Source organism: Brevundimonas sp. (assembly GCF_030682035.1).
GTDB lineage: Bacteria > Pseudomonadota > Alphaproteobacteria > Caulobacterales > Caulobacteraceae > Brevundimonas.
On sequence record NZ_JAUXQZ010000030.1, the window covers coordinates 1 to 25121 of the forward strand.

A 25121-nucleotide genomic window follows, 5' to 3' on the forward strand; every position below is an offset into this window, starting at 1 on the left:
AGCCGCATCGATGTCGGCGTAGTTCATCGCCTTGCCGCCGCTCGCCTTGGCCAGCGCCATCGTGATCGCCGCCGTCAGCGTCGTCTTGCCGTGGTCAACGTGACCAATCGTGCCGATGTTGCAATGCGGCTTGTTACGTTCGAACTTTTCCTTGGCCATGGCCAAAACTCCTGTGGCCCTGGCCCAGTGATGGGGAGCGGGCGTTGGTCAGCTAGAGAATTCTGGAGCGGGTAGACGGAATCGAACCGACATATTCAGCTTGGAAGGCTGCTGTACTACCATTGTACTATACCCGCACGGAGACCGCGTCAGGCACCGGAGCCCTCTACAGCCGACCCGATATGGGGTCCGGGTCCTCGTTTCGAAAGCGCGTGGTGGGGGAAGCAGGACTCGAACCTGCGAAGCTTACGCAGGGGATTTACAGTCCCCCCCCTTTGCCACTCGGGACATTCCCCCAGCGCGTTTTCGAACCGTCGGACCGATGTCTCGCAGACCTTTCGGTCGTTGAGACAACAAAAGCTCTCGGTGTCCCGCGTCGCCTGGTTTAGGAGGGGCGCCTGACCCGAAAGCCCTCAGGGCTCCAAATCGGAGGGCGTCTTATAGTGTCGAGAAATCCAGAACGCAACGACCGGAAATCGGGCAAAAAACCGGCTTTTGGCGACAAGTCCGCGGCCCGTCCCGGCGGGCCCGGAGCGGGCGCCAAGGGCCCGGCCGCGAGCGGCCCCGACCGTGGCGGCTGGAACCCCAATCCGAAGCCGAAGACCTTCTCCGATTCCGCGCCGCGCCCCTCGCGGGCCAAGGCCGACGCCGACAATTTCGTCTGGGGCCGCCATCCGGTGCTCGCGGCGCTGGCCAATCCGGCCCGCAAGGGCATGGGCCGGCTGTTGGCCACCGCCGACCGCGCCGCCGAGCTGGAGCGCGACAAGGCGACCCACGGCCACAAGATCGAGATCATCGAGGCCCAGGCGCTGGACCGGATGCTGCCGCCCGGCGCGGTGCACCAGGGACTGGCCTTCAAGGTCCAGCCGCTGGAAGGCGTGGGGTTGGAGGACATCGCCGGAGACGGCGGCGTCATCGTCATGCTGGATCAGTTGACCGACCCCCAGAACGTCGGCGCCATCTTCCGTTCCGCCCTGGCCTTCGGGGCGAAGGGGATCGTGGTCCAGGACCGGCACTCCCCTGCCCTCGCCGGCGCCCTGGCCAAGGCCTCGGCCGGTGCGACGGAACGCCTGCCCTGCGCGCGGGTGACCAATCTGAGCCGGGCGCTGGAGACGCTCGCCGACATGGGCTGGCGGGCGGTGGGCCTCGACGGCGCAGCCGAACTGACGCTGGAACAGGCGCTGGACGACCGGCCGACCGTGCTGGTCATGGGCTCGGAAGGCGACGGCATTCGCCGGCTGGTGGCTGAACACTGCGACGTGCTGGCGAAGGTTCCCATGCCCGGCGGGTTTGAGAGCCTGAACGTCTCCAACGCCGCCGCGGTGGCGCTTTACGAGGCCGTGCGAAAACAGACCCGCTGATCCGCCCCGCCTGATCGCACGATCAGGGGGCAGCAGGCTTGGCGCGTCCCCTCTCCCCCGCTAGAGAGCCGCCATGGAATTCCTCTCGTCTCCCGAACTCGCCAGCCAGGCCTCCGCCCTCGGCAAGGTGCTGATGATCGACCTGGTGCTGGCCGGCGACAACGCCGTCGCAGTCGGCCTCGCCGCCGCCGCCCTCGCGCCTGAACAGCGCAAGAAGGCCATCCTCATCGGCCTGGCCGCCGCCGTCGTGCTGCGCATCGGCTTCGCCCTGATCACCGTGCAGCTGCTGGCCATCATCGGCCTGCTGCTGGCCGGTGGGGTTCTGCTGCTGTGGGTCTGCTGGAAGATGTGGCGCGAACTGCAGGAGCAGCGCACCCACGATCAGGCCGAGGCCGAGGCCGAGCTGGAAACCGCCCTGTCCGCCCACCACGGCGGCGGCCCGCCACCTGAAGCGCTCGGCATCAAACGCAAGACCTTCGCCGCGGCCCTGATCCAGATCATGGTCGCCGACGTCACCATGTCGCTGGACAACGTCCTTGCCGTCGCTGGCGCGGCGCACGAGCATCCCGAGATCATGGCCTTCGGCCTGGTCCTGTCGATCGCCCTGATGGGCGTGGCCGCGACCTTCATCGCCAAGCTGCTGAACAAGCACCGCTGGATCGGCTACGTCGGTCTGGTCATCGTCCTGTATGTGGCGGTGCACATGGTCTGGGACGGCTACCGTTCGACGACCGTCCGGGCGCTCGCGGTGGCGCAGCACAACCGCTACGCCCCGGCCTTCCTCGACCTCAGCGACCATGAAATCGAGGAGTTCTGCAAGGCGGAAACCGGTGACAAGCGGCTGACCTGCCTGGCCCAAGCCGGGCCGGCGCCGGTCGCTGTTACTCCGGCACCGGCGTCCGCCAGCGTCGCATCGCCTGCTTGAGCCAGTCCGGCGCTCCAGCCGTTTCGGGCTGGGGATCGGTGATCGCCGCCGCGCGGGCCTGCATCTCGGCCAACGGCGGCACGTCGTTCGCCAGGCGCTCGGTGTCGGTCGTCTCCGGGTCAAGGTCCCACAGGCGGTAACCGACCCCATCGGGCACGATGTTGGTCCCGTATTTCTGCGGCAGCCCCGCGTACATCAACGACCGGTCGAGCGCCGCCGCCGACAGCCAGCGCGCGCCGGGGCAGCCCAGCTCGGCGGCCCGCGACGCAAGCCGGCTGCCCAAGGCCGCCTCCTCTGACAGGTCGCCATGGTTCAGGATCCAGGCGGCGGCATAGAGGGCATCCGCCTCGTCGGGCCAGCCGTCCGCGAGCAACGCCATCACCGTCTCGCGCCGCACCCGGTCCCGGGCCCGCAGGACCGTGTAGGCGGGCTGCCCCGCCAGAACTGCGCGAACCTCGGCCTGATCCTCCCGCAGCAGCCTCGCAAGCGCGGCGACCCGGGCCTCAGTCACGCCGCGTCAGCCCCGCCAAAGCGTTCCGACCACTCCGCCACCTGACCGTCCTCGATCTTGGTGAAAAGCACCCCGGCCGCCGCCACACTCTGGCCGCGCGGCAGCAGGTCCAGCAGCGGCGCATCCGCCGCCGGCCAGCTGAGGTCGGTCGCACCGACCGCCGCGCCGATCTTCACCGCCGAATCCGGCATCACAGGCGCCGCCAGACGCGCGAACAGGGCGACGAGATTCAGGCCGGTGCGCACGCCGACGGCGGCGCGGTCCACGTCGGTCTTGAAGGCGGTCCAGGGCGCCGCCTCCTGCAGATATTCATTGCCCAGCACCCAGACGGCGCGCAGGGCCACGGCGGCCTTGCGGAACTCCATGGCCTCGAACCAGGCCGTGGCCTCGGCGATGCCGGCACGCAGATCGGCCTCCAGCTTCGCTTCCAGCGGACCCGGCTCGCCCGCGTCCGGCACAACGCCTTCGAACTTACTCTCGGCGAATTTGACTATGCGGTTGACGAAATTGCCCAACACATCGGCCAGGTCCTTGTTCGTCGTCGACTGGAACTGTTCCCAGGTGAAGGCCGCATCGGAATGCTCGGGTCCATAGGCCGTCAGATGCCAGCGCCAGTAGTCGGCGGGCAGAAGCTCAAGCGCCTGATCCATGAACACGCCGCGCTTCTGGCTGGTCGAGAATTTCCCGCCGTACCAGTTCAGCCAGTTGAAGGCCTTGAGCGTATCGACGGTCTTCCACGGTTCGCCCGAGCCCAGAATGGTCGCCGGGAAACTGACGGTGTGGAAGGCGACATTGTCCTTGCCCATGAACTGGACGTAGCGGACGTCGTCCGCGCCCTCGTCCGTCCGCCACCAGTTCCGCCAGGTGGTCCCGGTCGCATCGGCCCACTCCTCGGTCGCGCCGATGTATTCGATGGGGGCGTCGAACCAGACGTAGAAGACCTTGCCCTCCATGCCCGGCCGCGGTCCGCCGTCGGGCCCCACCACCGGCACGCCCCATTTCAGGTCACGGGTGATGCCCCGGTCGATCAGCCCTTCGTCGAGATGCTTCAGCGCGATCGAACGGGCCAGCGTCTGCCAGTCATGCTTGGACCCGATCCACGCCCGGATGCGGTCCGCCAGTTTCGTCTGCAGCAGATAGAGGTGCCGCGTGTCGCGGACCTCGAGATTGCGCGAGCCCGACACCGCCGAATACGGATCGATCAGGTCGGTCGGGTCCAGCAGGCGGCCGCAGTTGTCGCACTGGTCCCCGCGCGCGCCGACGTGGGCGCAGTGCGGGCAGGTGCCCTCGACATAGCGGTCCGGCAGGAAGCGGGCGTCATCGACGGAATAGATCATCCGGTCGACCCGCTCCTCGATCAGGCCGTTGGCCTCCAGAACATCCGCGAAATGCTGCGTCAGCCGATGGTTGGGCGCATTCGAGGAGCGACCGAACCAGTCGTAGCTGAGGCCGAAGGCCTCACCCGCGGCCTTCTGGACCTCGTGCTGCTCGTCGCAATAGGCCCGCACATCCTGACCGGCGGCGGCGGCGGCCAGCTCGGCCGGGGTGCCGTGCTCGTCGGTGGCGCAAATGTATAGCACCTCATGGCCCTGGGCCCGTTTGAACCGCGCATAGACATCCGCCGGCAGCATCGACCCGGCCAGATTCCCCAGATGCTTGATGCCGTTGATGTACGGCAGCGCCGAGGTGATGAGGATGCGGGACATGATCAGTGGCGAGTGATGAGTGGCGAGTGGCGAGGAGGAGCGAGTTAGTGGCGATGGTTGGAGGTCACGGCAAGAGCGAAAGCCCTTGGCCGTCCTCTACTCGCCACTCGCCACTCGCCACTCGTCACTTCCGAGCCGCCGCGCCACCCGCACGAACCGCCCGGTCAGCAGCACCGACGACACCAGACTGGCGATGATCACCGCCCAGACCATGCCGTTGACGCCGATCTCGTGCGCAAACCACCAGCCCAGCGGCATCATGATCAGGCTGTAGGCCGCGAAATGCATGATCGTCGGCCACCAGACGTCGCCCGCCGCGCGATTGGCCGAGGCCGAGACCACCTGGATGCCGTCGGCGACAAAGAACAGCGTGGTCAGCACCAGCGCCGGAACCACCACCGCCATCAGGGCCGGGTCTCGGTTGTAGGCGCTGGCGATCAGCGGCGCGCCGGGCCAGACGACCAGCGCCACAATCAGCGTCGCGACCGTGACCACCCCGATCCCCACCAGACCGGCGCGCATCACGGCCCGACCGTCCCGCGCCCCATAGGCCCGGCCGACCAGCACGGCGGTGGCGGCCGACAGCCCCATCGGGACCATGAACACCATGGCCGAGATGTTGAGCACGATGGCCCAGGCCGCGGTCTCGATCGCGCCCAGCTGGCCGGCGATGAAGGTCATGGCGGCGAAGGCCCCGACCTCGATGAAATAGCTGGACCCGGCGCCGTAACCGACCTTGCGCTGCTCGCGTTCGGCGGGCAGATCGCGCTTCGGCCGGTTGAAGATCCCCAGCGCCCGCGCCTCAGGCAGGCGGACGATATAGACGATCAGAAACACCGCCAGCGAGGTCCGCGCCACGAAGGTCGCCCAGGCCGAGGCCACGGCGCCGTCCAGGCCGATCCCGAGAATGTCGGGCACCAGCAGCAGGTTCAGCGCCAGATTGAGGCCGTTGGCGATCCACATGGCCCACATCCCCGCGCGCGGCCGGTGCATCGCCTCAAGGAAGAACTGCGCCGCCACGCTGATCAGATAGCCGGGCATCGACAGGGCGAAGACGATCAGCACCGGCGACGCCCCCTCCGCCAAACCGTCGGCGAGGCCCATGTGTTTCAGCGCCCAGGGTCCGACCAGAATCAGGGCCAACATCGAGGCGAGGCCCAGCTGGAGCGAATAGGCCACCCCGCGCCTCAGTACGCCGCCGACCTCATGCCGTCGTCCCTCGCCAAGCAGGCGCGCGGTCATCACCTGCACGCCCATCATCAGCCCCACCGCAGTAGTGATGATGATCGACGTCGGCGCCAGGGCCAGCGAACTGAACGCCAGCTCCAGCCCCGAGAAATTGCCGACGACGATCACATCGGTCAGCCCCATGGTCATGATGCCGATGCGCGCCAGCACCACCGGCCACGCGAGATGCAGCAGGTCCTTCAGGGTGGCGCCGGTCCGGGTGCTGAAGCCAATCATGGGACGGGGGAGAGGCCATGGGGACAGCGCGAGGTCAACCAAGGAAAGCGACGGCAGCCATAAGCACAACGCGTTCTCCCTCCCCCGAAGTGGGGAGGGACGGCGAGGCGAAGACGAGCCCGGGTGGGGAACGCCAGAGCATCTGCGGTCCGTGTTTGCGACCACACTTCCCCACCCGGACCGCTGCGCGGTCGTCCCTCCCCACTTCGGGGGAGGGAGAACTGTTCTTCCCCGCCGCCGCGAAGCCGCTTAAACCTCACCACATGCCCAAGCTGACGTCCGCCATCGACCCGCACAGCCCCGCCTTCAAGGCGCTGGACGCCCACAACCGGACGCTCCGCGACGAGCTCCACGCCAGGGTGGCCAAGGCCGCCCGCGGAGGCTCGGACGCCAGCCGCGACCGCCACGTCTCGCGCGGCAAGCTGCTGCCCCGCGACCGGGTCGAGCGCCTGCTGGACCCCGGCTCGCCCTTCCTCGAGATCGGCCAGCTGGCGGCCAACGGCATGTATGGCGATGCGAAGGACCCGGATGGGGCGCCGGGCGCCGGGATGATCTGCGGCATCGGCCGGATTTCGGGCCGCGAGGTCATGATCGTCGCCAACGACCCGACGGTGAAGGGCGGCGCCTATTTCCCGATGACGGTGAAGAAACACCTGCGGGCCCAGGAGATCGCCGAACAGAACCGCCTGCCCTGCGTCTATCTGGTCGATTCGGGCGGGGCCAACCTGCCGCACCAGGCCGAGGTCTTCCCCGACCGCGACCATTTCGGCCGCATCTTCTTCAATCAGGCGCGGATGTCGTCGAAATCGATCCCGCAGATCGCCTGCGTCATGGGCTCGTGCACCGCCGGCGGGGCCTATGTCCCGGCCATGTCGGACGAGAGCGTCATCGTCCGCAATCAGGGCACCATCTTCCTGGCCGGCCCACCGCTGGTGAAGGCCGCGACCGGCGAGGTCATCTCGGCCGAAGAGTTGGGCGGGGCCGAGACCCACGGCCGCAGGTCCGGCGTGGTCGACTATGTCGCCGAGAACGACGAACACGCGCTGGAGATGGTCCGCACCATCGTCGACAGCCTGAACACGGTGAAATCGGTCGAGATGGACGTGCGCGAACCGCGCGCCCCCGCCTATGACGCCGAGGAATTGTATGGTCTGGTCCCCGACGACGTCCGCGCCCCCTATGACGTGCGCGAGGTCATCGCCCGTCTGGTCGACGGCTCGGACTTCGATGAGTTCAAGGCCCTGTACGGCACGACCCTGGTCTGCGGCTTCGCCCGCATCTGGGGCTATCCGGTCGCCATCCTGGCCAACAACGGCGTGCTGTTTTCGGAGAGCGCGCTGAAGGGCGCCCATTTCATCGAACTGGCCTGCAAGCGGAAGATTCCGCTGGTCTTCCTGCAGAACATCTCGGGCTTCATGGTCGGCGGCAAATACGAGGCCGAGGGCATCGCCAAGAACGGGGCCAAGCTGGTCACCGCCGTCTCCTCGGCCGAGGTTCCCAAATTCACCGTCCTGATCGGCGGCAGTTTCGGCGCGGGCAACTACGGCATGTGCGGCCGCGCCTTCGCCCCGCGCTTCCTGTTCACCTGGCCCAACAGCCGCATCAGCGTCATGGGCGGCGAACAGGCCGCCGCCGTGCTGGCCACCGTCCACCGCGACGCCGACAGCTGGACCCCGGAACAGGCCGAGGCCTTCAAGGCCCCGATCCGCCAGAAATACGAGGATGAGGGCAATCCGTACCACGCCACCGCCCGCCTCTGGGACGACGGCGTGATCGACCCGGTCCAGACGCGGGACGTGCTGGGTCTCGCCATTTCCGCCTCGCTGAACGCTCCGATCCCGGAGACGACGTTCGGCGTGTTCAGGATGTAGACAATGAACTGGCTGTTCGGACCCACCATATTGAATTTTGTAGCAACGTTGCTTGCCGCACTGTTGGTTGGAAGTTTAGCGATACTAGTCGCGATCTTGTATCGACCAGTAACTAAACACAAATGGAGATATTCGGCCCGACTGTTTTTTAGAACATTGCCTATTATTGCCGCGCTTCTGGCCCTTTTTCTTACATATTCTACGGTAAGATTTCAGACGAAACTTGCAGCGGAAACTTCGTATAATCAAACGGGAAACTCTTTCGTTGAATGGGAACTTAACAACGAAAACTTTCGATGCCTATATGGATGGCATGCCTATGACAATCCGGCCAAATGCCTCGATCTAATAATGAAAAACGAAGACTCTTACTCTTCGGTTATGTTATACATAGAAGAAGCTTTGTACTTGCTTGAGCAAGCAAAGAAGGGACAAGCGATTTGGGGGGCGGACTACGCTGAGGATGTGAAATATTGGGCAAAGGACGTATCAGCCGATCCTACCGGAATGTTTTCTTATCAAATAGTTCTGGAGAATCCTGGCGATTTTCAAGGCGCGCAGGATCGAGCAGGAATCTCGATATCGCGAGCGCGGCTGTGCGGAAATTATCGAGCCGTGCGAGAACACCTCGTTGCTCGGGGCGCCAAGCCAGCGAAAGAGGTCGCTTGTAACTAACGGCCTCGCTCAGAATGTGATCGCCGGCCGCATCCGCTCGTCCAGCGCCCAGCGATAGGAGTCCGGTCCGAACGGCAGGTCGAACAGCTGCGGGGCCTCGCTGCCCGGCTCGGGATGGGCATGCAGTTCGAAAGCCGACAACAGGGCCCGGCGAGTGCGTTCGGCCGCAGGACCGTGGACGCCCTTGCGCTGCAGGATGCGGCTGATGACCACGTCGCGATGCGCCGCCCCGCCCTGGGCCCGCAGCTGTTCGCGGATTTCCGCGGCCAGCCTGACCTTGGCCGCCGTCAGCTTGGCCGGCTTCTGACTGCGGGGTGAGGATGCCTGCGCCATGCGGTGATCTCGTCCGTGTACGGCTCTTGTTAACCTTCCGTTTATCAAGACGAGCCGGGCCGAGCCGTCAAGATAACTTCGGTCGTTCAACTCGCCGCACTGCCATTTACCTGTTGATGCGTTACAGACGGGCAGCCGCCGAGGACCGACCATGCGCCAGCCCACCGAAGCCGACTTGAATGCTCTCGACATCACCCCGGCCGAGGCGGCCGAGATGAACGCCATCGCCCATCCGCTGCTGACCGACGCCGCGCCGGACGCCAATGATGACCTCGTGCGGATCGACTCCACCGCCGACGGCGTGGTCTTCGTCACCATCAACCGGCCGGACAAGCGCAACGCCTTCGACGCTCCGACTATCGCCGCCCTCTATGAAGCCTTCGAGACCCTGCAGGGCGCTGACCATGTGCGGGTCGTCTTCATCCGCGGCGCCGGCGGCACGTTCAGCGCGGGCGCCGATCTGGGCTGGATGGCCGACGCCGCCCGCTGGTCCGAGAGCGACAATCGCGACGACGCCATGGGGCTGGCGAAGATGCTCAAGGCGCTGCACGACGTCCCGGCCCTGACCGTGGCCATCGTCGAGGGCGCAGCCATGGGCGGCGGGGCGGGCATCGTCGCCGCCTGCGACATGGCCGTGGCGGTCAAGGGGACGAAATTCGCCTTCTCCGAGGTCAAGCTGGGCCTCATCCCCGGCACCATCGCCCCCTATGTGGTCGAGGCCGTCGGCGCCCGCACCGCCCGGGCCCTGTTCATGACCGCCGAGCTCTTCGACGCCGACGCGGCCAAGGGCTTCGGCCTGATCGGCCAGGTGCTGGACAGCGCGGACCAGATCGACGGCTTCATCGCGAGCTTCGCCAATAGCATGAAGGCCTGCGCCCCCGGCGCCGTCGGCGACGCCAAACGACTGGTGCACCACGTCGCCGGCCATCGCATCGACCACAGCCTGATGGAAGAGACCGCCAAACGCATCGCCCGCGCCCGCGTCTCGCCCGAGGGCCAGGAAGGGGTCGGGGCCTTCCTCGACAAGCGCGAACCTCGGTGGGCTGAGTGAACGAAGTGACGCGTGGCGAGTGGCGAGTGACGAGGTAGAGATCAGGCGAGGCCTCGACCGCCGGGACCGGACAACTCGCCACTCGCCACTCGCCACCCGCCACTCGCCACTCTAAACATCCCCCATGTTCAAATCCGTCCTGGTCGCCAATCGCGGCGAGATCGCCTGCCGCGTCTTCCTGACCGCCCGCCGCATGGGCCTCCGGACCATCGCCGTCTATTCCGAGGCTGACGCCAGGGCCCTGCACGTCCGCGAGGCCGACGAAGCGGTGCTGATCGGTCCCGCGCCCGCCCGCGAGTCCTATCTGGACGCAGCCAAGGTGCTGGCCGCCGCCAAGGCTACCGGCGCAGAGGCCATCCACCCCGGATACGGCTTCCTGTCCGAGAACGCCGACTTCGCCGAGGCCGTCACGGCCGCCGGTCTGGTCTGGATCGGCCCACCGCCCGCCGCCATCCGCGCCATGGGGCTGAAGGACGCGGCCAAGACCCTGATGATCGCCGCTGGCGTGCCGGTCACCCCCGGCTATCAGGGCGAGGACCAGTCGCTGGAGCGCTTGCAGAAAGAGGCCGACGCCATCGGCTATCCGGTGCTGATCAAGGCCGTCGCCGGGGGTGGCGGCAAGGGCATGAAGAAGGTCGATCGCGCCGAGGACTTCGCCGACGGCCTCGCTTCGGCCCAGCGCGAGGGCCAGTCGTCCTTCGGCGACCCGCGCGTCCTGATCGAGAAATACATCACCCGCCCGCGCCACATCGAGGTGCAGGTGTTCGGGGACACCCACGGGACGGTCGTCCACCTTTATGAGCGCGACTGCTCGCTACAACGCCGCCACCAGAAGGTGATCGAGGAGGCCCCCGCCCCCGGCATGGACGCCGCCACCCGCAAGGCCGTCACCGACGCCGCCGTGCGCGCGGCAAAGGCCGTGAACTACGAGGGCGCCGGCACCATCGAATTCATCGCCGACGCCTCCGACGGGCTCAAGGCCGACCGCGTCTGGTTCATGGAGATGAACACCCGGCTCCAGGTCGAACACCCGGTCACTGAGGCGGTCACCGGCGTCGATCTGGTCGAATGGCAGCTCCGCGTCGCCGCCGGGGAACCGATGCCGCTGAAGCAGGACGAGATCCCCCTCAACGGCTGGGCCATGGAGGCCCGCCTCTACGCCGAGGACCCGGCCAACGGCTTCCTGCCGAGCATCGGCAAGCTGGAGCATTTCCGCCTTCCTGAGCCTTCCCCCTCGAGGGGAAGGGGAGCCTCGTTCCGCATCGACACCGGCGTTGAGGAAGGCGGCGAGGTCAGCCAGTTCTACGACCCGATGATCGCGAAGTTGATCGTCCACGCCGACACCCGGGAACAGGCCGCCGAAGCCCTCGCCGACGCCTGCGCTTCTGTGGAGGTCTGGCCGGTCAAGACCAACGCCGGCTTCCTCGTCCGCTGCCTTGAGCATCCGCGGTTCGTGGAAGGCGATGTGGACACGGGGTTTATCGGGGCTGAAGGCGATGATCTTGTCAGTAGCCTAAGCAGTGACGCGGCCATGCTTGGCGGGGCCGTATTGATTGACGGAGCTGCGCGCGACGCCGACATGTTGCATCCGGACGGTAGGGCTAATGACCCGTGGTCGCCGACTCCGAGGGCGCTTTACGGCTTTAAACTGAATAGCAAATCTGGAGCGCGTACCCGCAGCTACGGCGTTGGCATGCATGCGGATTTGACCGCCGTCGCCAATACAGATTGGTCTTGGACGTTCTCCACTGGCGAAGTTCAGTCGCACGTTCGCGTGCGTTGGGCGAACAAGCAGGGCGCACGAGGCGTGTATGTTGATGGAAGCCGAGTTGCCGGTTTTCGCGACTTCGGAGACGAGGTCGTCATCTTTCAGAAGGGGGTGGCTACCCCCGTTACCCTGCGCGCCCCCCTAAGTTCGATATCGAGTGCCGCCTCCGACGGCTCTCTCCGCGCACCCATGCCCGGCAAGATCGTCGCCACCCCCGCCAAGCCCGGCGACCCGGTGACCAAGGGCCAACCGGTCGTGGTGCTGGAAGCCATGAAGATGGAACACGCCCTCGTCGCGCCGTTCGACGGCGTGGTCGGCGAGGTCAGCGTGGCGGTCGGCGATCAGGTGTCGGCGGATACGGTGCTGGCCACGGTCACTGCGTCGCAGTGACCCGCTCCTGTTGGGAGTGGGATCAGCCCCCGACCAGCCCCACTCCACCCACCGGCGTTGTCAACTGCGCATCTGCGAACGTCGCGATCAGCAGCATGGCCTTGCGGATCGCGGCCCGCACCTCGGGAACCTGCAACGACGCCCTGTGCGCCGCTTCGTCGGTCCACACCTCGGTGACCCAGATCGCATCCTCGTTCGCCGGATCGTGGGCGACGATATAGCTGAGGCAGCCCGGCGTCCGGCCCAGCCCCTCCAGCAGGATCGTGGTCAGCGCATCTCGCTGGCCCGGCGTCGCCGTCATCCTGCTGATCAGTCCGTACATACCGACAAACTGCGCCTCAGCCGCCGGGAAGTCTCCCGGCGCCTGCATGGATGGTGCTAAAGCCGCGCCATGTCCCTCCACATGATCAAACTCTGCGTCGGCGTGGCGAAAGTCGAGACGCTGGAGCGCCGCGCGGCCAAGGGAGAGTGGCTGACCGTCCATACCCGGATGACGCCCAAACGCGCGGCCGAACTCGAGGACGGCGGCTCGCTGTTCTGGGTCATGAAGGGGTCGGTGGTCTGCCGCATGCCGATCCTCGATATTTCGACGCGGGGCGAGGGCAAGGCCTCGATGTGCCACATCAGGCTGTCGCCCGAGGTCGTCCGCACCGCCCCCCAGGCCCGCCGCCCCTTCCAGGGCTGGCGCTATCTGGAGCCCAAGGACGCGCCACCCGACCTGTCCACCCTCGACGCCGGCGAGGTGCCGGAGGATCTGGCGAAGCGGTTGCGGGAGATGGGGGCCTGGTGAGGCATCAGGCTGTAGGCATCAGGCAGTAGGCAGTAGGCAACGGGCAACAGGCATCAGCAGAACTGAGTTGACCATTCCGTTCGTCCCACACCCTCCCGTTCCCTGTTGCCCGTTGCCTGTTGCCTGACGCCTGATACCTGTCGCCTGCTACCTGTCGCCTGACCCCTCGCCACCCCCCTGCGACTCCGGCTAGCATCCCATTATGCCCGCCCCCCACTCCGACCGGCTGGAAGACGCCCTGCACCGCATCTTCGAGGGCGGGAAGTCGACGCGCGCCAGCTGGTTCGCCCTGACCGGAGGCGAGACCCTGTTCGCCGAGGGCGACGCCGCCGACACCCTGTATCTGCTGCGCAGCGGGCGTCTGGGGGTGTTCCGCCGCGATCCCGGCGAGGACCGGCCGCCCCAGTTCGTCGGCGTTATCCGGCCCGGAGAGCCCGCCGGCGAGATGGCGATGCTGGCCGGCACCGAACACACCGCCGACGTGGTCGCCCTGCGCGACTGCGAGGTCCTGGCCCTGCCCCGCGACGCCTTCTTCGAGGCCGCCCGGACCGAGCCGGACCTGATGGTCGAACTGTCCCGGCTGATGATCCAGCGCGCCCGCGACCGTCGCTCCGGCGGCGGTGAGCCCAGCGTGTTCGGCTTCATCTCCGCCCGGCCCCGGCCCATCCGCGCCTTCATCGAGCGCATCGCGGCGGCGATTGAGGCCGACGGCTTCACCTGTCAGGTCATCGACCACTCCGCCCTGGCCTCAGCCGCCGAATGGTTCAGCCGCGTCGAGGACACCCACGACTTCGTTCTCTACGTCGCGGAGATGGACGAGCCCGCGTGGGCCGCCCTGTGCGCGCGCCAGGTCGACCGGGTGTTCATCGTCGGCAACGGCCTGATGGCGCCGCCGAACCGTCCCATGCCGCATGCGAGCGTGCTGGACGCCCAGCGCCGAACCGACCTGATCCTGCTGCGCGACCCGCGCATGGCCCGGCCGGCCAATACCGCGGTCTGGCTGGATGCGATTCAGCCCGGGCGCTGGTTCCAGTGCGTCGAGGGCGACCAGGCCGACGCCGACCGGATGGCGCGGGTCATCACCGGATCGGCCGTCGGGGTGGTCATGTCCGGCGGCGGGGCACGCGCCTATTCGCACATCGGCGTGCTCAGGGCCCTGCACGAGGCCAGGGTGCCGATCGACTTCGTCGGCGGCTCCTCCATGGGGGCGGTGATCGCCGCCGGCCCGGCCATGGGCTGGTCGCAGGAAGAGCTCGAAGTCCGCATCCACAAGGCCTTTGTCGAAAGCGACCCGCTGTCCGACATCACCTTCCCGATGCTGGCCATGGTCCGGGCCAAAAAGGTGGAACGCCTGCTGCAGGACGCCTATGGCGACATGGACCTGGCCGACCTGTCGCGGCCGTTCTTCGCGGTCTCCACCAATCTGACCAGCGGCAAGATCGAGGTGCACCGCCGCGGCCTGATGCGCCGCGCCATGCGGGCCTCGATCGCCATCCCCGGCCTGCTGCCGCCCATCGTCATCGACGGCCAGGTGCTGGTCGACGGCGCCGTGCTGAAGAACCTGCCGACCGAGGTCATGCGTCAGATGCACAGCGGGCCGATCATCGGCATCGACATGTCCGAAACCCGCGGCGTCGACGCCGCCCTGATCGAGCACCCGCCGTCAATCTGGCGGCTGATCGCCACCGGAGCCTGGCGGCGCGGGCCGCCCATCGTCTCGATCCTGATGCGCTCGGCCACCCTGACCACGGATGCGGATATCGAGAGCTCGCGCGCCGCCACCGACGTGCTGATTCAGCCGACGCCCGACGGGCTGGACATCCGCGACTGGAAGGGGTTCGACGCCGGCGTCAGCGCTGGCTATCTCGCCGCGACAGAGGCCTTGGCGAAGCTGGACGGACCGATCACCGGCCTGCGTCGACGGCGTTCGGTCGGCGACGTCGCGCTACCAGGAAAAGCCGCGGGAACGGCAGCAGGGTCACGCCGTCCGGACGTGGTGGAAAAGCTTCGCAAAGCCGCGCGCCGAGGGCGGAAAGATACGCCGTCCGCATAGCCGGATCGTCGAGCGCCGCCAGATAGGGACGCAGCGCCGTCCCCTTCATCCATTCCAGCACCGCATCAGGGCCGGTCAGGGCGTGCAGATAGGTGGTGGCCCATATGTCGATCCCGCCGCAGGTCTCGGCCAGCGCGTCATAATAGGCTTCCGGCATCAGGAGGGGTGCAATGGTCTGGACCCCGGCGAGCTTCGCGGCCCAGGGCCCCTCCGCCGCGACCGCGCGCATCAGGGCATGATGCCGGGTCTCGTGGGCCATCGGCATCTGGATCGCCAGCGCTCCTCCGGGAGCCAGCGCGTCCGCCAGCCGGCGCAGCAGGCCCGGATGATCGGGCAGCCAGTGCAGGGAGGCGTTGGCCAGAATCAGGTCGGCGGGAGCATCGGGGCTCCAGTGGGAGATGTCGCCCTGACGCCAGTCCACATCGGCTCCGAGAGCCCGCGCCCGCGCCAGCATCTCTGCGCTGGAGTCCAGCCCGTACACCACGGCGCCGGGATGTCGTCGCTTCAGCAGGGCCGCGTGCTGGCCTGCACCGCAGCCCAGGTCCCAGACCTCGCGCGGGTCCAGGTCGCCGGGCAGGCGTAGCAGCAGATCCAGGGCGGCGCGGTCGCGCTCGGCTTCAAAGCGGCTGTACTGTTGGGGATCCCAGGCGGGCGGCGCGTCGGTCATGCCGGAAAACGCCTCCTCGGGATGGGAGATGGTACCGCCTCTCAGGCTTGAACTGAGGACCTCCGGTTCCACAAACCGGCGCTCTAACCAACTGAGCTAAGGCGGCGCAGGCCCACTGGGGGCGACGCGAGGGCGGGTTCTAGCGGGAGCGTCGGGACTGATCAAGCAAGCCGCTGCGACAATCGACATGGAGCAGACAAAAACGCCCCGGAGGGTGACCCTCCGGGGCGTAATCGAGCGGGTTCGAGCCCTACGCGTCGGGCAGAACGAAGGTCATGTTGAACACGACGGTTGCACCAACCGCCGCGCCATCGACCTCGCGAGGCGAAACACGGCCGCGACGGGCTCCGGCCAGAGCAGCCTGACCAAAACCGGCGCCCGCAGGATCCTCAGACGTGATCCGGCAATCCGACATCGAGCCATTCGGATTCACCACGCACTGCACACCGACGCGACCCCGGCTGATGCCGCGCGCCTGTGCCCGTTCCGGGAACTCGACCGTCGGTTGGCGGGCCCAGCTTGGGTTCCGGATCACCGGCGGCCGCGGCGGAGCCGGGGGAGCCGGAGGCGGCGGGGGGCCAGGAACAATGACCGGCGGACCCGTATACTCGACCCGGTCCTCCTTCTTCGTCGGCTCGATCGGCAGCGTGACCGGCGGCGGCGGCGCGTTCGGCACCACGACCGGGGGGCGCACCTGCAGCTTGGGCGGCGGGGGCGTGTCGGGCGGCGGCGGCGGGGGCGGGGGCGGAGGCGGCGGAATGGGCTCGATGATCTCGACGTCCACAGCCTCGTCCGAATAGTTCACCTCACGCAGCTTGAACCGGGCATTGATGAAGTAGAAGGCAAGAACCGCGAACAGAACGGACACGATCAGGAGGCTGATCAGAAGGACGCCCGGGGGCACCCCGAACAGGCCCCTGGCCTTCGGCGCGTCGTATCTGGAACGGTGATATTCGATGTCAGTCATGATCTCACCGTTTCTTACTTAACATCCGTATCTTCACCGACCAGGGCAACGCTGTAGAAGCCGTTGTCCTGTAGCGAGTTCATGACCTGCATGAAATCGCCGTATCGGGTCGTGCGGTCGGCACGAATGAAGATACGTTCGTCGGCGGGATTGCGACGGCCGATCTGCGCCGTCAGCTCCGCACCGATCTGATCCAGTTCGACGGCGCCGTCGCCGAGGTAAGACTGACCGTCGCCTGTGATCGAGATGTAGATCGGCGTGGGCGGGTTCGGTGCGAGCGGAGCGACGGCACGCGGCAGTTTCACTTCCACGGAGGGAGCGGCAAGAGGGGCCGCGACCATGAAGATGATGAGCAGAACCAGCATGATGTCCACGAACGGCGTGACATTGATCTCGCTGTTCTGCTCAACGGTGTATTTGCCGCTGCCGCCGCCTGAAAGTTTGGCGGCCATCGAGCTTACGCTCCCTTGTCGAGGTTACGCGAGATGGCGTTGGTCAGCTCGGCCGAGAAGCCGTCCGAACGGGTGCCGTATGCCGAGATGCGGGTGTTGAAATAGTTGTAGAAGATAACCGCCGGGATAGCGGCGAACAGGCCGATACCGGTGGCCAGAAGCGCCTCGGCGATGCCGGGGGCGACGACGGCCAGGTTGGTCGTGTTGGTGTTCGCGATGCCGATGAACGAGTTCATGATCCCGTAAACGGTGCCGAACAGACCGATGAACGGACCGGTCGAACCCACGGAGGCCATGAACTGCTGGCCGCCCGAGAGGCGTTTGGCCAGACCAGCCTGCACGGCGGCGACGGCTTGCTGGGCGCGCATCAGGGCCGAGTCGGCGTGATCGCCGGTGACCGAGAGGCCTGCCTGACGCGACAGTTCGATTTCGTCGGTCGCCGCAGCGGCCATATCGGCCAGCGGGTTGCCGTCGAACTCGTCCGCCGTGGCCACGCGGCGCATGTCAGCGATCGTGCGGGTCTGGCGGAAGGATTCCAGGAACTGGTCGGTGCGGCGGTTCAGGGCGCCGAACTCGAAGATTTTGATGAGCAGCAGAACCCAGGTGAAGATCGAGGCCAGAACGAGGCCGATCATCACGGTCTTAACGACCGGGTCGGCGTCCATGAACATGCTGGCCGGCGTCATCTTGCCGTGGCTTTCACCACCGACAACGGCGGGCTCGGCAGCCGGAGCGGCTGCGGGGGCGGCCGGGGCAGCGACCGGAGCGGCTGCTGCGGCGGCCGGATCGGCGGCGGGGGCGGGGGCATCCTGCGCGAGAACCGGCGTGCCGGCCATAAGAACGCCAGCGGCGGCCATGGCCAGGAGGATGTTGGTCTTCTTGATATCGAACATAGTTCGCCAGTTCCTGCTGTTTTGGTCTGACTTGTGGAACCCAAAAGAAACGGCCGCAGACGACGACCGCCCTCGATGAAATTCTAGTCCGCCGATGCGGGGGGAAGTCCCCGGTCCTTGGAACGCCTTGTCACGCTTCCGGTTGCCTGATGGCTTCCGGCGCGGCGCCGATGGATTGGGGAAACCGTTCTCCCCGCCCTCATCAACTGCCCGCAAAGGAACGCGGTCAAGCTCCTTTGGCGAACGCTTACCAGAGCGTCAAGTGCGGGACGGTGCTTTTCCCCTCGCAAGGGAGCCAGCGTGTCCGATGCGGAAGATTCAGTCGGAAAACGACATTTTGATGATGGCCGCGCGCCGTCCCGGTATCGGGAAAAGGCGATGGTGCCTGGGGGCGGATTCGAACCACCGACACGCGGATTTTCAATCCGCTGCTCTACCAACTGAGCTACCCAGGCAAGCCGTCCGCTCGCGCGAGGGGGGGTCTATAGGCGAGCCGTTCGGGGGTGTCCAGCCATCAGGTCAGTCTTCGTTCGGGTCGCCGGTCGAGACGTCGTCGATGCTTTCCGGGATGGCGTATCCGCCGGTGAACCAGCGTTGCAGATCGACGTCGGCGCAGCGCTTGGAGCAGAAGGGCTTGTAGGCCTCGACCGCCGGCTGGCGGCGGCAGATGGGACAGGTCGCCATATCAGCCCTCTTCCCGGGTGAAAGCCCCGGGCGCAGCCGCCGGATCAGGGATCAGATGGGCTCGCGGCCCCAGTCGCGCCACGAGGGGTGCCGCGAGGACCGCCTCGTCCGGGGCGCAGCGCAGCGTGATCCGGGGGATGGTGGTGTCAGATATCAGGCTGTGGCGCAGGCTACGCACTACGTCCTGAGCACGCTGCTCGGGACGGCGACGTCTGTCAGGACCGTTCAGTACCTCTTCCAGCGGCGTCAGCCGCCACGGCAGTGCCAGTTGCAGCACGCCGAACCGGTTGACCGGGCCGAAGACCACGTCCGGATCGGCCCCGAACGCCTGTTTCGCCGCCGCCATGACGACTTCGCCGTCTTCGCCCGTCCCGATCAGGTCAATGGCGGTCAGACCTCCCCAGCGCTTCAGCCGAATCATCCGCGCCGCCGCGTGCAGGCCCTGCCGATTCGCCCGCGTCCGCGCCGCCGCGCCGAAGGCCACGCCCGGGCCGGGCGCCAGATCAAGGTCCACGGCGATCAGGGCGCGGGTTCGCTGGACGATCAGGTCCAGACCGGTGTCGGGAAACAGCTCGCCGGGCCAGCCCGCCTCTTCCTCGGCGTCCCAGCTCGCCTGGATGGCGGCGGCGCCGGTGACCGGGGTCACGTCGGGCGCCAGCCGGGCCAGGGTCTCGATGACCGTCGGACCGGCCGTGAGCAGGCGTGGAGCGCCCTCCCCCGCCCCGATCAGGCGCAGCGTCGGTCCCTTGCCCTCGCGCGGCTCCGCCGAGACCTCGACCTCGACCTTCTGGCCTACGGTCAGCCGGTCCTGCCCGCGAAAGGGCAGGAAGCCGTGCATGATCTGCCCCAGATCGACGAAGGCGCCCTTCAGCCCCGGATGGACCTCGGCGATTCGTCCGACGCAGCGCGCGCCCAGCCGGTGCTCCGCCACGCCGTCTTCCCGCTGGATCAACAGATGTTCGAACCGGCCATCCCGCGCGACCACCCCACGAACCTCGCCGGGGGTGTCGTCGAGGAAGACCTCGACGCTCACGGCCGCCAGCCCGCGCCGTTCAGCAGATTGACCGTCTCGAACAACGGCAGGCCCATCACCGCCGGAAAGCTGCCGACCAGCCGGGTAACGAAGGCCCCGGCCCGGCCTTGAATGCCATAGCCGCCCGCCTTGCCGCGCCATTCGCCCGAGGCGACATAGGCGGCGATCTCGGGGTCGGACAGGACCTTGAAGCTGACACGGGTGTCGACGACCCGGTGCGTGGTCCGCACCCCCGCGGTCACCGCCACACCGGTGAAGACCCGGTGGTTGCGGCCCGACAGGAGTTTCAGGAACCGGACGGCCTCGGCTTCGTCGGCGGGCTTTTCCAGCAGTCGGCGGCCCACGGCGACCACCGTATCGGCGGCCAGCACGACCGCGTCGGGCGCCCCGGCCGCTATGGCCTCGGCCTTGGACACAGCCAGCCGCGCGGCGAGGCGCGACGGCGTCTCGTCCTTCAGCGGCGTCTCGTCGATCTCGGCGGGATCGACGCGGTCGGGCGTGATCCCGACCAGCGCCAGCAGTTCGATGCGGCGCGGGCTGGCCGAGGCCAGCACGAGTTCAGGACGCGACAAGCGCGCGCCCTTACTTGAAGCGGTAGGTGATGCGGCCCTTGGTCAGGTCATAGGGCGTCATCTCGACCAGAACCTTGTCGCCGGCCAGCACCCGGATGCGGTTCTTGCGCATCTTGCCGGCGGTGTGGGCGATGATCTCGTGATCGTTCCCCTCGAGCAGCACACGGAACGTCGCGTTCGGCAGCAATTCGCTGACGACGCCGGGAAACTCGAGCAGTTCTTCCTTAGCCATGCGGCCTCTCGCGCCCTGTGAATACGAGTCAGAACGCGCGCCGGGCGAAAGCGCGCGTCAAAAAGAGCGGGCCTAATGCCCGAAAACGCCGGGATAGTCGAGATCAACCGCGCCGGTACAGCGCCGTCACCAGCGTGAACAGCCGCCGCGCTGTCTCGTGGTCGATGGCGATCTTACCGTCCAGACGGGCCTTCAGCAAGTCCGCGCCTTCGTTGTGCAGCCCGCGCCGGCCCATGTCGACCGCCTCGATCTGGGCGGGCGATGTCCCTCGCAGGGCCTCGTAATAGCTGTCGCAGATCAGGATATAGTCGCGGATCACGCCCTTTAGCGGCGTCAGCGACAGGCCGTGGGCGCGCGCGAAGTCCGGCCCCTCAATGTCGAACACCAGCTTCGAATCGACCAGCGACAGCTTCAGCCGGTACGGCCCGCCCGCCGCGCCGGTCGGTTCGAAACTGTTCTTCTCGACCAGGTCGAAGATGGCGACGCGACGCTCGTGCTCAATCTCGGCGGTCGCGGCCGGGAGGGTCGCGGCGTCCAGATCGACTGAGACGAGACGGTGCTCGCTCATGCCGGGTCCGCCGCCGGATCAAGATGGGTCGGGGCCAGTTTGGCGGGCCAGCGCTCCGACAGATCGGTCAGCACGGCGTCGAGGCATTCCACGTCGATGCGCAGGTCGCCCCCGCCGGCGAACATCAGGATGACCCGCCCGCCCGGCGCTTCGCCCGGCTCGAAATCCATGGCCAGAAGCTCCAGCGCGCTCTCCGGCAGGCGCGGCAGCCGCCGGCTCTTGACCGCGACCACGTCGCCGAACTGCATGGCCGCCATCACCCGCGTGCCGCCGCACTCCCAGCAGAACCGGCTCAGCTTCAGCGTCACCCGCCGCGACGCCGGCTCCCAGACGATATCGACCGGCCGCAGGATGGCGTCCTGCAGCGCCGCCGAAATGATGTGCAGGTCGTCGGCATCCTCAGCCAGCAGGCGCAGCGGCTCGACCGGCGCGCGCGCCGGCATGTCCGGCCCGACCTCCTGGACCTCAGTGCTCATTCGCCTCGCCCTTGATCCGGCGGATCTCGGCCCCGCAGGCGCTCAACTTCTCTTCCAGCCGCTCAAACCCGCGATCGAGATGATACACGCGCCCGACCGTCGTCTCGCCCTCGGCCGCCATGCCGGCGATGACCAGGCTGACCGAGGCCCGCAGGTCGGTGGCCATGACCTGGGCGCCGTGCAGCACGGGCACCCCCTTCACCACCGCCTCGCCGGCGTGGACGTGGATGTCGGCCCCCAGCCGCGCCAATTCGGGCGCGTGCATGAAGCGGTTCTCAAAGATGTTCTCGTGGATGACGCTGTCGCCCTCCGCCGTGGTCATCAGGGCCATGAACTGGGCCTGCAGGTCGGTCGCGAAGCCCGGATAGACCTCGGTCGCCACATTGACCGCCTTCAGCCGCACGGCAGGGTCACGCTTCACGACCACGCCGTCCGAAGTCGGCGTCACCTCGACCCCGGCCTCGATCATCTTCTCGCTCAGGGCTGCCATCAGTTCCGGCCGCGTCCTCGTCAGCCGCACCTCGCCTCCGGCCATGGCGGCGGCCACGGCGTAGGAGCCCATCTCGATCCGGTCGGGGATCACGGACCAGTTGGCCCCGCCCAGAGACGAAACGCCGGTGATGGTCAGAACATCCGTGTCGATCCCCTCGATCCGCGCGCCCATGGCGGTCAGGCAGCGGGCCAGGTCGCCGATCTCGGGCTCGCGCGCGGCCTTCCTCAGCACGGTCACCCCATTGGCCAGCACGGCGGCCAGCAGGGCGTGTTCAGTCGCGCCGACCGAGACGAACGGGAACTCGATCTCGGCGCCCTTCAGGCCCTTCGGCGCGCGGGCGATGACATAGCCCTCCTCCAGTTCGATCTCGGCCCCCATGGCCGTCAGCGCCTGCAGGTGCAGGTCGACCGGCCGCGCGCCGATGGTGCAGCCTCCGGGCAGGGATACCTTGGCCTCGCCGGTGCGGGCCAGCAGCGGCCCCAGCACATTGAACGAGGCCCGCATCTGGCGGACCAGATCGTAGGGCGCGAAGGTCGAGGTCAGGGCGGCGGCGTGGAACAACGTCTCCTGCCCCTCGGCGCCGTCGCGCTCCGAGACCTGGACCCCGAGCTCCTCAAGCAGGCGACCCAGGAATTTCGTATCCGCCAGGCGCGGCATATTGGTCAGCAGCAACGGCTGATCCGTCAGGATCGATGCGGCCATCAGCTTGAGGGCGGAGTTCTTGGCGCCGCTGATCGGAATGGTTCCGTTCAGACGGGCGCCGCCGGTGATGGCGATGCTGTCCATGTCGTCTCTTGCGACCCCGAGCAGGGCGCAAGGGGGGATCGGTTCTCTAGCGCGGACGGCTATCGTTGCGAAAGGCCGACATCCGTCCGTCCGATGACATTCAGTTGCTCGGCCTTGCAGGCTTCCCGGCCCGGCCCGCCGCCTTGCGCCGTTTCAGATTGTCCCGCAGGGCCGTGGCCAGCCGCTGGGCCCGCGCCGTCGCGGGCGTTTTCGCCGGCGCCAGGGGGTCAGGCAGGGTCGCCGGCAGGTCAGGTCGGGTCGAGGCGGTCTCGGACTCATCCATGAACTGATCAGACGCGTAGTCGAACTTTTCCGCAAGCATCTGAAATCGGGGCTTCCCCCTTTGTCCCCGGTTGGCTATAGGGCCGCTTCCTCAGATCAGGCCGCCGTAGCTCAGTGGTAGAGCGCATCCTTGGTAAGGCTGAGGTCGTGGGTTCGATTCCCCCCGGCGGCACCACTTCTGAAGACCGAACGGGCGGAGCTTGGACAAGCTCCGCCCTTTTCCGTTCCCGGGCCTCAACAATCCATCGCTGCCCCCAAAGCTCCAGACCCTGTCATTCCGGACGTCGCGATAGCGGCGAGCCGGGACGCATGCCGTTTGAACCCGCTACGCCCGGAAGCTGCGTCAACAGCTATCCGGGCGACAGGTCAGGACAGACAGCGTGGCTGCGACCGTCCAGGATCGCCGCTTTGCGGCGTCCGGATGACAAGGGTCCTGCCCCTCAGTCGTCCCCGGCGCGATTCGGCTGGATCAGCGGGAAAGGACGCGGCGGGCCGTTCGGACGCATGAGGCGGCTCTCGTACGCCGCCGCCGCATCCGGCTGGTAGCCGGGGAAGGCATAGCCGCTGTCGTTGAAATAGAGGTCGTCATAGCCACGCCCGTAGCCATAGCCCCCGTAGGGATAGCCGTTCTCGACCTGGCGATAACTGATATCCAGCCGGCCGTTCTCGCCGATCGGCAAAGAGACCGCCGCGCCATAGTCGCGATAGCCGCCGGTGCCGATGCCGAAGCTGACCTCGCCGTGCATCTTGCGATCGTCGGCAGGCTCATTCGCGGCCTCGGCCCAGGGCTTGTCGGCGGTCGAGCGGGCGGCGATCCAGCGGCCGATCTGCTGGTCGGTGGACAGGCCGTGGGGCACGGCGTCCTGGGTCGCACCTTCGGTCGACGGGGCCAGCGGTTGGACGGTGGCGTTGAGATCCACGGTCGTGGCGGGAGCGGTGACGACCACCCCGTCGGGGTCCGACGCCAGAAGGGCGGCGGCTATCATCAGTGCGAAAACAGCCATGCGCCCCACTCCACTCGAACTGACACCCTAGCCTCAAATGAGGCCAGAGCGTGATCCCGAAAAGTGTTCGCGGTTTTCGGAAAAGATCAGGCCCCTGCAAAAAGCCGTCCGGCGCGCCGCGCCGGACGGTCAGGCCGTGCCGTCGCCGCGTCCCAAGGGGTCGGGCAGCCGCCCGCCCTCGGCCACAAAGCTGAGGGCTAGGGAGTTGATGCAGTAGCGCAGGCCGCCCGGTCCCGGCCCGTCCGGAAACACATGGCCCTGATGACTGTCACAGCGGGCGCAGCGGGTTTCGGTCCGACTCATACCGTAGGAGCGGTCAGTGATCGCCCTCACATGCTCGGGATCGACCGGTTCGGTGAAGCTGGGCCAGCCGGTGCCGCTCTCGAACTTGGTCCCGGTCCGGAACAGCGGCAGGCCACACTCCCGGCAGCAGAACACCCCGGCCCGCTTCTCGCCCAGCAGCGTGCCGCAGAACGGCGCCTCGGTGCCATGGGCCAGAAGGACGCGCTTCTCCTCTGCGGACAGGTCCGCCTCCAAAGCTGCCCGCTGGCTCTCGCTGGGCGCCGTCAGGTCATAGCCGGACGAGGAACGCGGGGTCGGGGCGATATCGGGATCGGTCATGCCTCCGAAATAGGAAAGGCCGGGCGAGGGTTCCACCCTTCTCCCTCCCCTTCATGGGGAGGGACGACCGGCGGCAGCCGGTCCGGGTGGGGCACGCCAGTCTCGCACCGGCAGCGCCTGGCTTCGTAATCCCCACCCTGTCGTCACTATGCGCCGACATCCCTCCCCATGAAGGGGAGGGAGAAACCGGTCGCCCCTACTGGAACAGCGTCCCGACCCAGGCCCGGACCGCCGTCTCATCGGCGGGGTTGCCTGTGTAGGTCAGACCTTGCGCAGGCGCATAGGGCTGGTTGTTGGCGCGCGGGCGCGAGGTCCAGGCCTTGTGGCCATAGCT

The 25121-nt window shown here is 67.3% G+C and carries 27 protein-coding genes, 5 tRNA genes and 1 pseudogene; 9 read left to right on the forward strand and 24 right to left on the reverse strand.

Annotated elements, in window-relative coordinates; genetic code table 11:
- The 3 genes from Q8K49_RS08405 to Q8K49_RS08415 all read right to left on the reverse strand — a co-directional run.
- On the reverse strand, positions 1-159 hold a 159-nt coding region (locus Q8K49_RS08405; protein ID WP_305305327.1), incomplete at its 3' end, for a GTP-binding protein.
- Between the two features lie 63 nt (positions 160-222).
- Positions 223-296 (reverse strand) — tRNA-Gly (locus Q8K49_RS08410).
- A gap of 76 nt (positions 297-372) precedes the next feature.
- Positions 373-456, reverse strand: a tRNA-Tyr gene (locus tag Q8K49_RS08415).
- 146 nt (positions 457-602) lie between these two features.
- Here Q8K49_RS08415 and rlmB point away from each other — a divergent pair.
- A complete protein-coding gene (gene rlmB, locus Q8K49_RS08420) occupies positions 603-1520 on the forward strand; it encodes a 23S rRNA (guanosine(2251)-2'-O)-methyltransferase RlmB (protein WP_305305302.1) in 918 nt (305 codons plus the stop codon).
- Positions 1521-1593: 73 nt separating this feature from the next.
- Positions 1594-2445 (forward strand): YjbE family putative metal transport protein, encoded by an 852-nt coding sequence (locus Q8K49_RS08425; protein ID WP_305305303.1) that lies wholly within the window; start codon positions 1594-1596, stop codon positions 2443-2445.
- Here Q8K49_RS08425 and Q8K49_RS08430 read toward each other — a convergent pair.
- The 3 genes from Q8K49_RS08430 to Q8K49_RS08440 form a co-directional block, all read right to left on the reverse strand.
- Entirely contained in the window at positions 2402-2956 is a 555-nt protein-coding gene (locus Q8K49_RS08430) for a hypothetical protein (RefSeq protein WP_305305304.1), read from the reverse strand. The two genes, Q8K49_RS08425 and Q8K49_RS08430, sit on opposite strands and share 44 nt — an antisense overlap.
- The gene (metG, locus tag Q8K49_RS08435; protein WP_305305305.1) at positions 2953-4662 is read right to left on the reverse strand and encodes a methionine--tRNA ligase; all 1710 of its coding nucleotides are present in this window, start codon (positions 4660-4662) and stop codon (positions 2953-2955) included. The genes Q8K49_RS08430 and metG overlap by 4 nt, the downstream gene beginning before the upstream one ends.
- 96 nt (positions 4663-4758) lie before the next feature.
- Entirely contained in the window at positions 4759-6126 is a 1368-nt protein-coding gene (locus Q8K49_RS08440; RefSeq protein WP_305305306.1) for an MATE family efflux transporter, read from the reverse strand.
- Positions 6127-6389: 263 nt separating this feature from the next.
- On the opposite strand from Q8K49_RS08440, the gene Q8K49_RS08445 reads away from it, so the two are divergent.
- Together Q8K49_RS08445 and Q8K49_RS08450 are read left to right on the forward strand one after the other, a co-directional pair.
- Positions 6390-7997: a carboxyl transferase domain-containing protein gene (locus Q8K49_RS08445; RefSeq protein ID WP_305305307.1), complete on the forward strand. Its 1608-nt coding sequence runs from the start codon at positions 6390-6392 to the stop codon at positions 7995-7997.
- A gap of 3 nt (positions 7998-8000) precedes the next feature.
- Complete coding sequence (locus Q8K49_RS08450; RefSeq protein ID WP_305305308.1) at positions 8001-8672, forward strand: hypothetical protein; 672 nt, start codon at positions 8001-8003, stop codon at positions 8670-8672.
- 9 nt (positions 8673-8681) lie between these two features.
- On the opposite strand, the gene Q8K49_RS08455 is transcribed toward Q8K49_RS08450, so the two are convergent.
- Complete coding sequence (locus tag Q8K49_RS08455; protein WP_305305309.1) at positions 8682-9005, reverse strand: hypothetical protein; 324 nt, start codon at positions 9003-9005, stop codon at positions 8682-8684.
- Positions 9006-9156: 151 nt separating this feature from the next.
- Between Q8K49_RS08455 and Q8K49_RS08460 the strand changes: the two genes are divergently transcribed.
- Together Q8K49_RS08460 and Q8K49_RS08465 are read left to right on the forward strand one after the other, a co-directional pair.
- A complete protein-coding gene (locus Q8K49_RS08460) occupies positions 9157-10056 on the forward strand; it encodes an enoyl-CoA hydratase-related protein (RefSeq protein WP_305305310.1) in 900 nt (299 codons plus the stop codon).
- A gap of 124 nt (positions 10057-10180) precedes the next feature.
- Entirely contained in the window at positions 10181-12214 is a 2034-nt protein-coding gene (locus Q8K49_RS08465; RefSeq protein ID WP_305305311.1) for an acetyl/propionyl/methylcrotonyl-CoA carboxylase subunit alpha, read from the forward strand.
- 22 nt (positions 12215-12236) lie between these two features.
- On the opposite strand, the gene Q8K49_RS08470 is transcribed toward Q8K49_RS08465, so the two are convergent.
- The gene (locus Q8K49_RS08470; protein ID WP_305305312.1) at positions 12237-12584 is read right to left on the reverse strand and encodes a putative quinol monooxygenase; all 348 of its coding nucleotides are present in this window, start codon (positions 12582-12584) and stop codon (positions 12237-12239) included.
- A 21-nt stretch (positions 12585-12605) separates the two neighbouring features.
- Between Q8K49_RS08470 and Q8K49_RS08475 the strand changes: the two genes are divergently transcribed.
- Both Q8K49_RS08475 and Q8K49_RS08480 read left to right on the forward strand, forming a co-directional pair.
- Complete coding sequence (locus Q8K49_RS08475) at positions 12606-13004, forward strand: DUF1489 family protein (protein ID WP_305305313.1); 399 nt, start codon at positions 12606-12608, stop codon at positions 13002-13004.
- A 202-nt stretch (positions 13005-13206) separates the two neighbouring features.
- Positions 13207-15057 (forward strand): patatin-like phospholipase family protein, encoded by a 1851-nt coding sequence (locus Q8K49_RS08480; RefSeq protein ID WP_305305314.1) that lies wholly within the window; start codon positions 13207-13209, stop codon positions 15055-15057.
- Between the two features lie 259 nt (positions 15058-15316).
- Here the strand turns inward: Q8K49_RS08480 and Q8K49_RS08485 are convergent.
- The 14 genes and pseudogenes from Q8K49_RS08485 to Q8K49_RS08550 all read right to left on the reverse strand — a co-directional run.
- Positions 15317-15724, reverse strand: a pseudogene (locus Q8K49_RS08485) (trans-aconitate 2-methyltransferase); the annotation flags it as partial.
- Positions 15725-15753: 29 nt separating this feature from the next.
- Positions 15754-15830: transfer RNA gene (locus Q8K49_RS08490), tRNA-His, on the reverse strand.
- Between the two features lie 144 nt (positions 15831-15974).
- A complete protein-coding gene (locus Q8K49_RS08495) occupies positions 15975-16691 on the reverse strand; it encodes an energy transducer TonB (protein WP_305305315.1) in 717 nt (238 codons plus the stop codon).
- Between the two features lie 14 nt (positions 16692-16705).
- The gene (locus tag Q8K49_RS08500; RefSeq protein ID WP_305305316.1) at positions 16706-17143 is read right to left on the reverse strand and encodes a biopolymer transporter ExbD; all 438 of its coding nucleotides are present in this window, start codon (positions 17141-17143) and stop codon (positions 16706-16708) included.
- A gap of 5 nt (positions 17144-17148) precedes the next feature.
- On the reverse strand, positions 17149-18036 hold the full coding sequence (exbB, locus tag Q8K49_RS08505; protein ID WP_305305317.1) for a tonB-system energizer ExbB: 888 nt from the start codon (positions 18034-18036) through the stop codon (positions 17149-17151).
- A gap of 379 nt (positions 18037-18415) precedes the next feature.
- Positions 18416-18491: transfer RNA gene (locus tag Q8K49_RS08510), tRNA-Phe, on the reverse strand.
- Positions 18492-18555: 64 nt separating this feature from the next.
- Positions 18556-18720 (reverse strand): DNA gyrase inhibitor YacG, encoded by a 165-nt coding sequence (locus tag Q8K49_RS08515; RefSeq protein WP_305305318.1) that lies wholly within the window; start codon positions 18718-18720, stop codon positions 18556-18558.
- Position 18721: 1 nt separating this feature from the next.
- Positions 18722-19753 (reverse strand): RNA-binding protein, encoded by a 1032-nt coding sequence (locus Q8K49_RS08520; protein WP_305305319.1) that lies wholly within the window; start codon positions 19751-19753, stop codon positions 18722-18724.
- On the reverse strand, positions 19750-20325 hold the full coding sequence (locus tag Q8K49_RS08525; protein ID WP_305305320.1) for a nucleoside triphosphate pyrophosphatase: 576 nt from the start codon (positions 20323-20325) through the stop codon (positions 19750-19752). The genes Q8K49_RS08520 and Q8K49_RS08525 overlap by 4 nt, the downstream gene beginning before the upstream one ends.
- Positions 20326-20335: 10 nt before the next feature.
- Complete coding sequence (infA, locus tag Q8K49_RS08530; protein ID WP_013269122.1) at positions 20336-20557, reverse strand: translation initiation factor IF-1; 222 nt, start codon at positions 20555-20557, stop codon at positions 20336-20338.
- 103 nt (positions 20558-20660) lie between these two features.
- Positions 20661-21125, reverse strand: a complete 465-nt coding sequence (locus Q8K49_RS08535; RefSeq protein ID WP_305305321.1) for a UPF0262 family protein — start codon at positions 21123-21125, stop codon at positions 20661-20663.
- Positions 21122-21601, reverse strand: a complete 480-nt coding sequence (locus tag Q8K49_RS08540; protein WP_305305322.1) for a DUF2948 family protein — start codon at positions 21599-21601, stop codon at positions 21122-21124. Before Q8K49_RS08540 ends, Q8K49_RS08535 begins: the two co-directional genes overlap by 4 nt.
- Positions 21591-22880 carry a UDP-N-acetylglucosamine 1-carboxyvinyltransferase gene (gene murA, locus Q8K49_RS08545; protein ID WP_305305323.1) on the reverse strand — a complete coding sequence of 430 codons (1290 nt, stop codon included), beginning with the start codon at positions 22878-22880 and terminating at the stop codon, positions 21591-21593. Before murA ends, Q8K49_RS08540 begins: the two co-directional genes overlap by 11 nt.
- A 100-nt stretch (positions 22881-22980) precedes the next feature.
- The gene (locus Q8K49_RS08550) at positions 22981-23163 is read right to left on the reverse strand and encodes a hypothetical protein (protein WP_305305324.1); all 183 of its coding nucleotides are present in this window, start codon (positions 23161-23163) and stop codon (positions 22981-22983) included.
- 99 nt (positions 23164-23262) lie between these two features.
- Here Q8K49_RS08550 and Q8K49_RS08555 point away from each other — a divergent pair.
- Positions 23263-23337: transfer RNA gene (locus Q8K49_RS08555), tRNA-Thr, on the forward strand.
- A gap of 265 nt (positions 23338-23602) precedes the next feature.
- Here Q8K49_RS08555 and Q8K49_RS08560 read toward each other — a convergent pair.
- Positions 23603-24166: a hypothetical protein gene (locus Q8K49_RS08560; RefSeq protein WP_305305325.1), complete on the reverse strand. Its 564-nt coding sequence runs from the start codon at positions 24164-24166 to the stop codon at positions 23603-23605.
- A 129-nt stretch (positions 24167-24295) separates the two neighbouring features.
- Positions 24296-24787, reverse strand: a complete 492-nt coding sequence (gene msrB, locus Q8K49_RS08565; RefSeq protein WP_305305326.1) for a peptide-methionine (R)-S-oxide reductase MsrB — start codon at positions 24785-24787, stop codon at positions 24296-24298.
- Between the last annotated feature and the right edge of the window lie 334 nt (positions 24788-25121).

Bases quoted from the DNA above. Each gene is read 5' to 3' on its own strand.
- Q8K49_RS08425 (WP_305305303.1), top strand. From the start codon at position 1,594: ATGGAATTCCTCTCGTCTCCCGAACTCGCCAGCCAGGCCTCCGCCCTC.
- metG (WP_305305305.1), bottom strand. From the start codon at position 4,662: ATGTCCCGCATCCTCATCACCTCGGCGCTGCCGTACATCAACGGCATC.
- Q8K49_RS08440 (WP_305305306.1), bottom strand. From the start codon at position 6,126: ATGATTGGCTTCAGCACCCGGACCGGCGCCACCCTGAAGGACCTGCTG.
- Q8K49_RS08445 (WP_305305307.1), top strand. From the start codon at position 6,390: ATGCCCAAGCTGACGTCCGCCATCGACCCGCACAGCCCCGCCTTCAAG.
- Q8K49_RS08450 (WP_305305308.1), top strand. From the start codon at position 8,001: ATGAACTGGCTGTTCGGACCCACCATATTGAATTTTGTAGCAACGTTG.
- Q8K49_RS08455 (WP_305305309.1), bottom strand. From the start codon at position 9,005: ATGGCGCAGGCATCCTCACCCCGCAGTCAGAAGCCGGCCAAGCTGACG.
- Q8K49_RS08460 (WP_305305310.1), top strand. From the start codon at position 9,157: ATGCGCCAGCCCACCGAAGCCGACTTGAATGCTCTCGACATCACCCCG.
- Q8K49_RS08465 (WP_305305311.1), top strand. From the start codon at position 10,181: ATGTTCAAATCCGTCCTGGTCGCCAATCGCGGCGAGATCGCCTGCCGC.
- Q8K49_RS08470 (WP_305305312.1), bottom strand. From the start codon at position 12,584: ATGCAGGCGCCGGGAGACTTCCCGGCGGCTGAGGCGCAGTTTGTCGGT.
- Q8K49_RS08475 (WP_305305313.1), top strand. From the start codon at position 12,606: ATGTCCCTCCACATGATCAAACTCTGCGTCGGCGTGGCGAAAGTCGAG.
- Q8K49_RS08480 (WP_305305314.1), top strand. From the start codon at position 13,207: ATGCCCGCCCCCCACTCCGACCGGCTGGAAGACGCCCTGCACCGCATC.
- Q8K49_RS08495 (WP_305305315.1), bottom strand. From the start codon at position 16,691: ATGACTGACATCGAATATCACCGTTCCAGATACGACGCGCCGAAGGCC.
- Q8K49_RS08500 (WP_305305316.1), bottom strand. From the start codon at position 17,143: ATGGCCGCCAAACTTTCAGGCGGCGGCAGCGGCAAATACACCGTTGAG.
- exbB (WP_305305317.1), bottom strand. From the start codon at position 18,036: ATGTTCGATATCAAGAAGACCAACATCCTCCTGGCCATGGCCGCCGCT.
- Q8K49_RS08515 (WP_305305318.1), bottom strand. From the start codon at position 18,720: ATGGCGACCTGTCCCATCTGCCGCCGCCAGCCGGCGGTCGAGGCCTAC.
- infA (WP_013269122.1), bottom strand. From the start codon at position 20,557: ATGGCTAAGGAAGAACTGCTCGAGTTTCCCGGCGTCGTCAGCGAATTG.
- Q8K49_RS08535 (WP_305305321.1), bottom strand. From the start codon at position 21,125: ATGAGCGAGCACCGTCTCGTCTCAGTCGATCTGGACGCCGCGACCCTC.
- Q8K49_RS08540 (WP_305305322.1), bottom strand. From the start codon at position 21,601: ATGAGCACTGAGGTCCAGGAGGTCGGGCCGGACATGCCGGCGCGCGCG.
- murA (WP_305305323.1), bottom strand. From the start codon at position 22,880: ATGGACAGCATCGCCATCACCGGCGGCGCCCGTCTGAACGGAACCATT.
- Q8K49_RS08550 (WP_305305324.1), bottom strand. From the start codon at position 23,163: ATGGATGAGTCCGAGACCGCCTCGACCCGACCTGACCTGCCGGCGACC.
- Q8K49_RS08560 (WP_305305325.1), bottom strand. From the start codon at position 24,166: ATGGCTGTTTTCGCACTGATGATAGCCGCCGCCCTTCTGGCGTCGGAC.
- msrB (WP_305305326.1), bottom strand. From the start codon at position 24,787: ATGACCGATCCCGATATCGCCCCGACCCCGCGTTCCTCGTCCGGCTAT.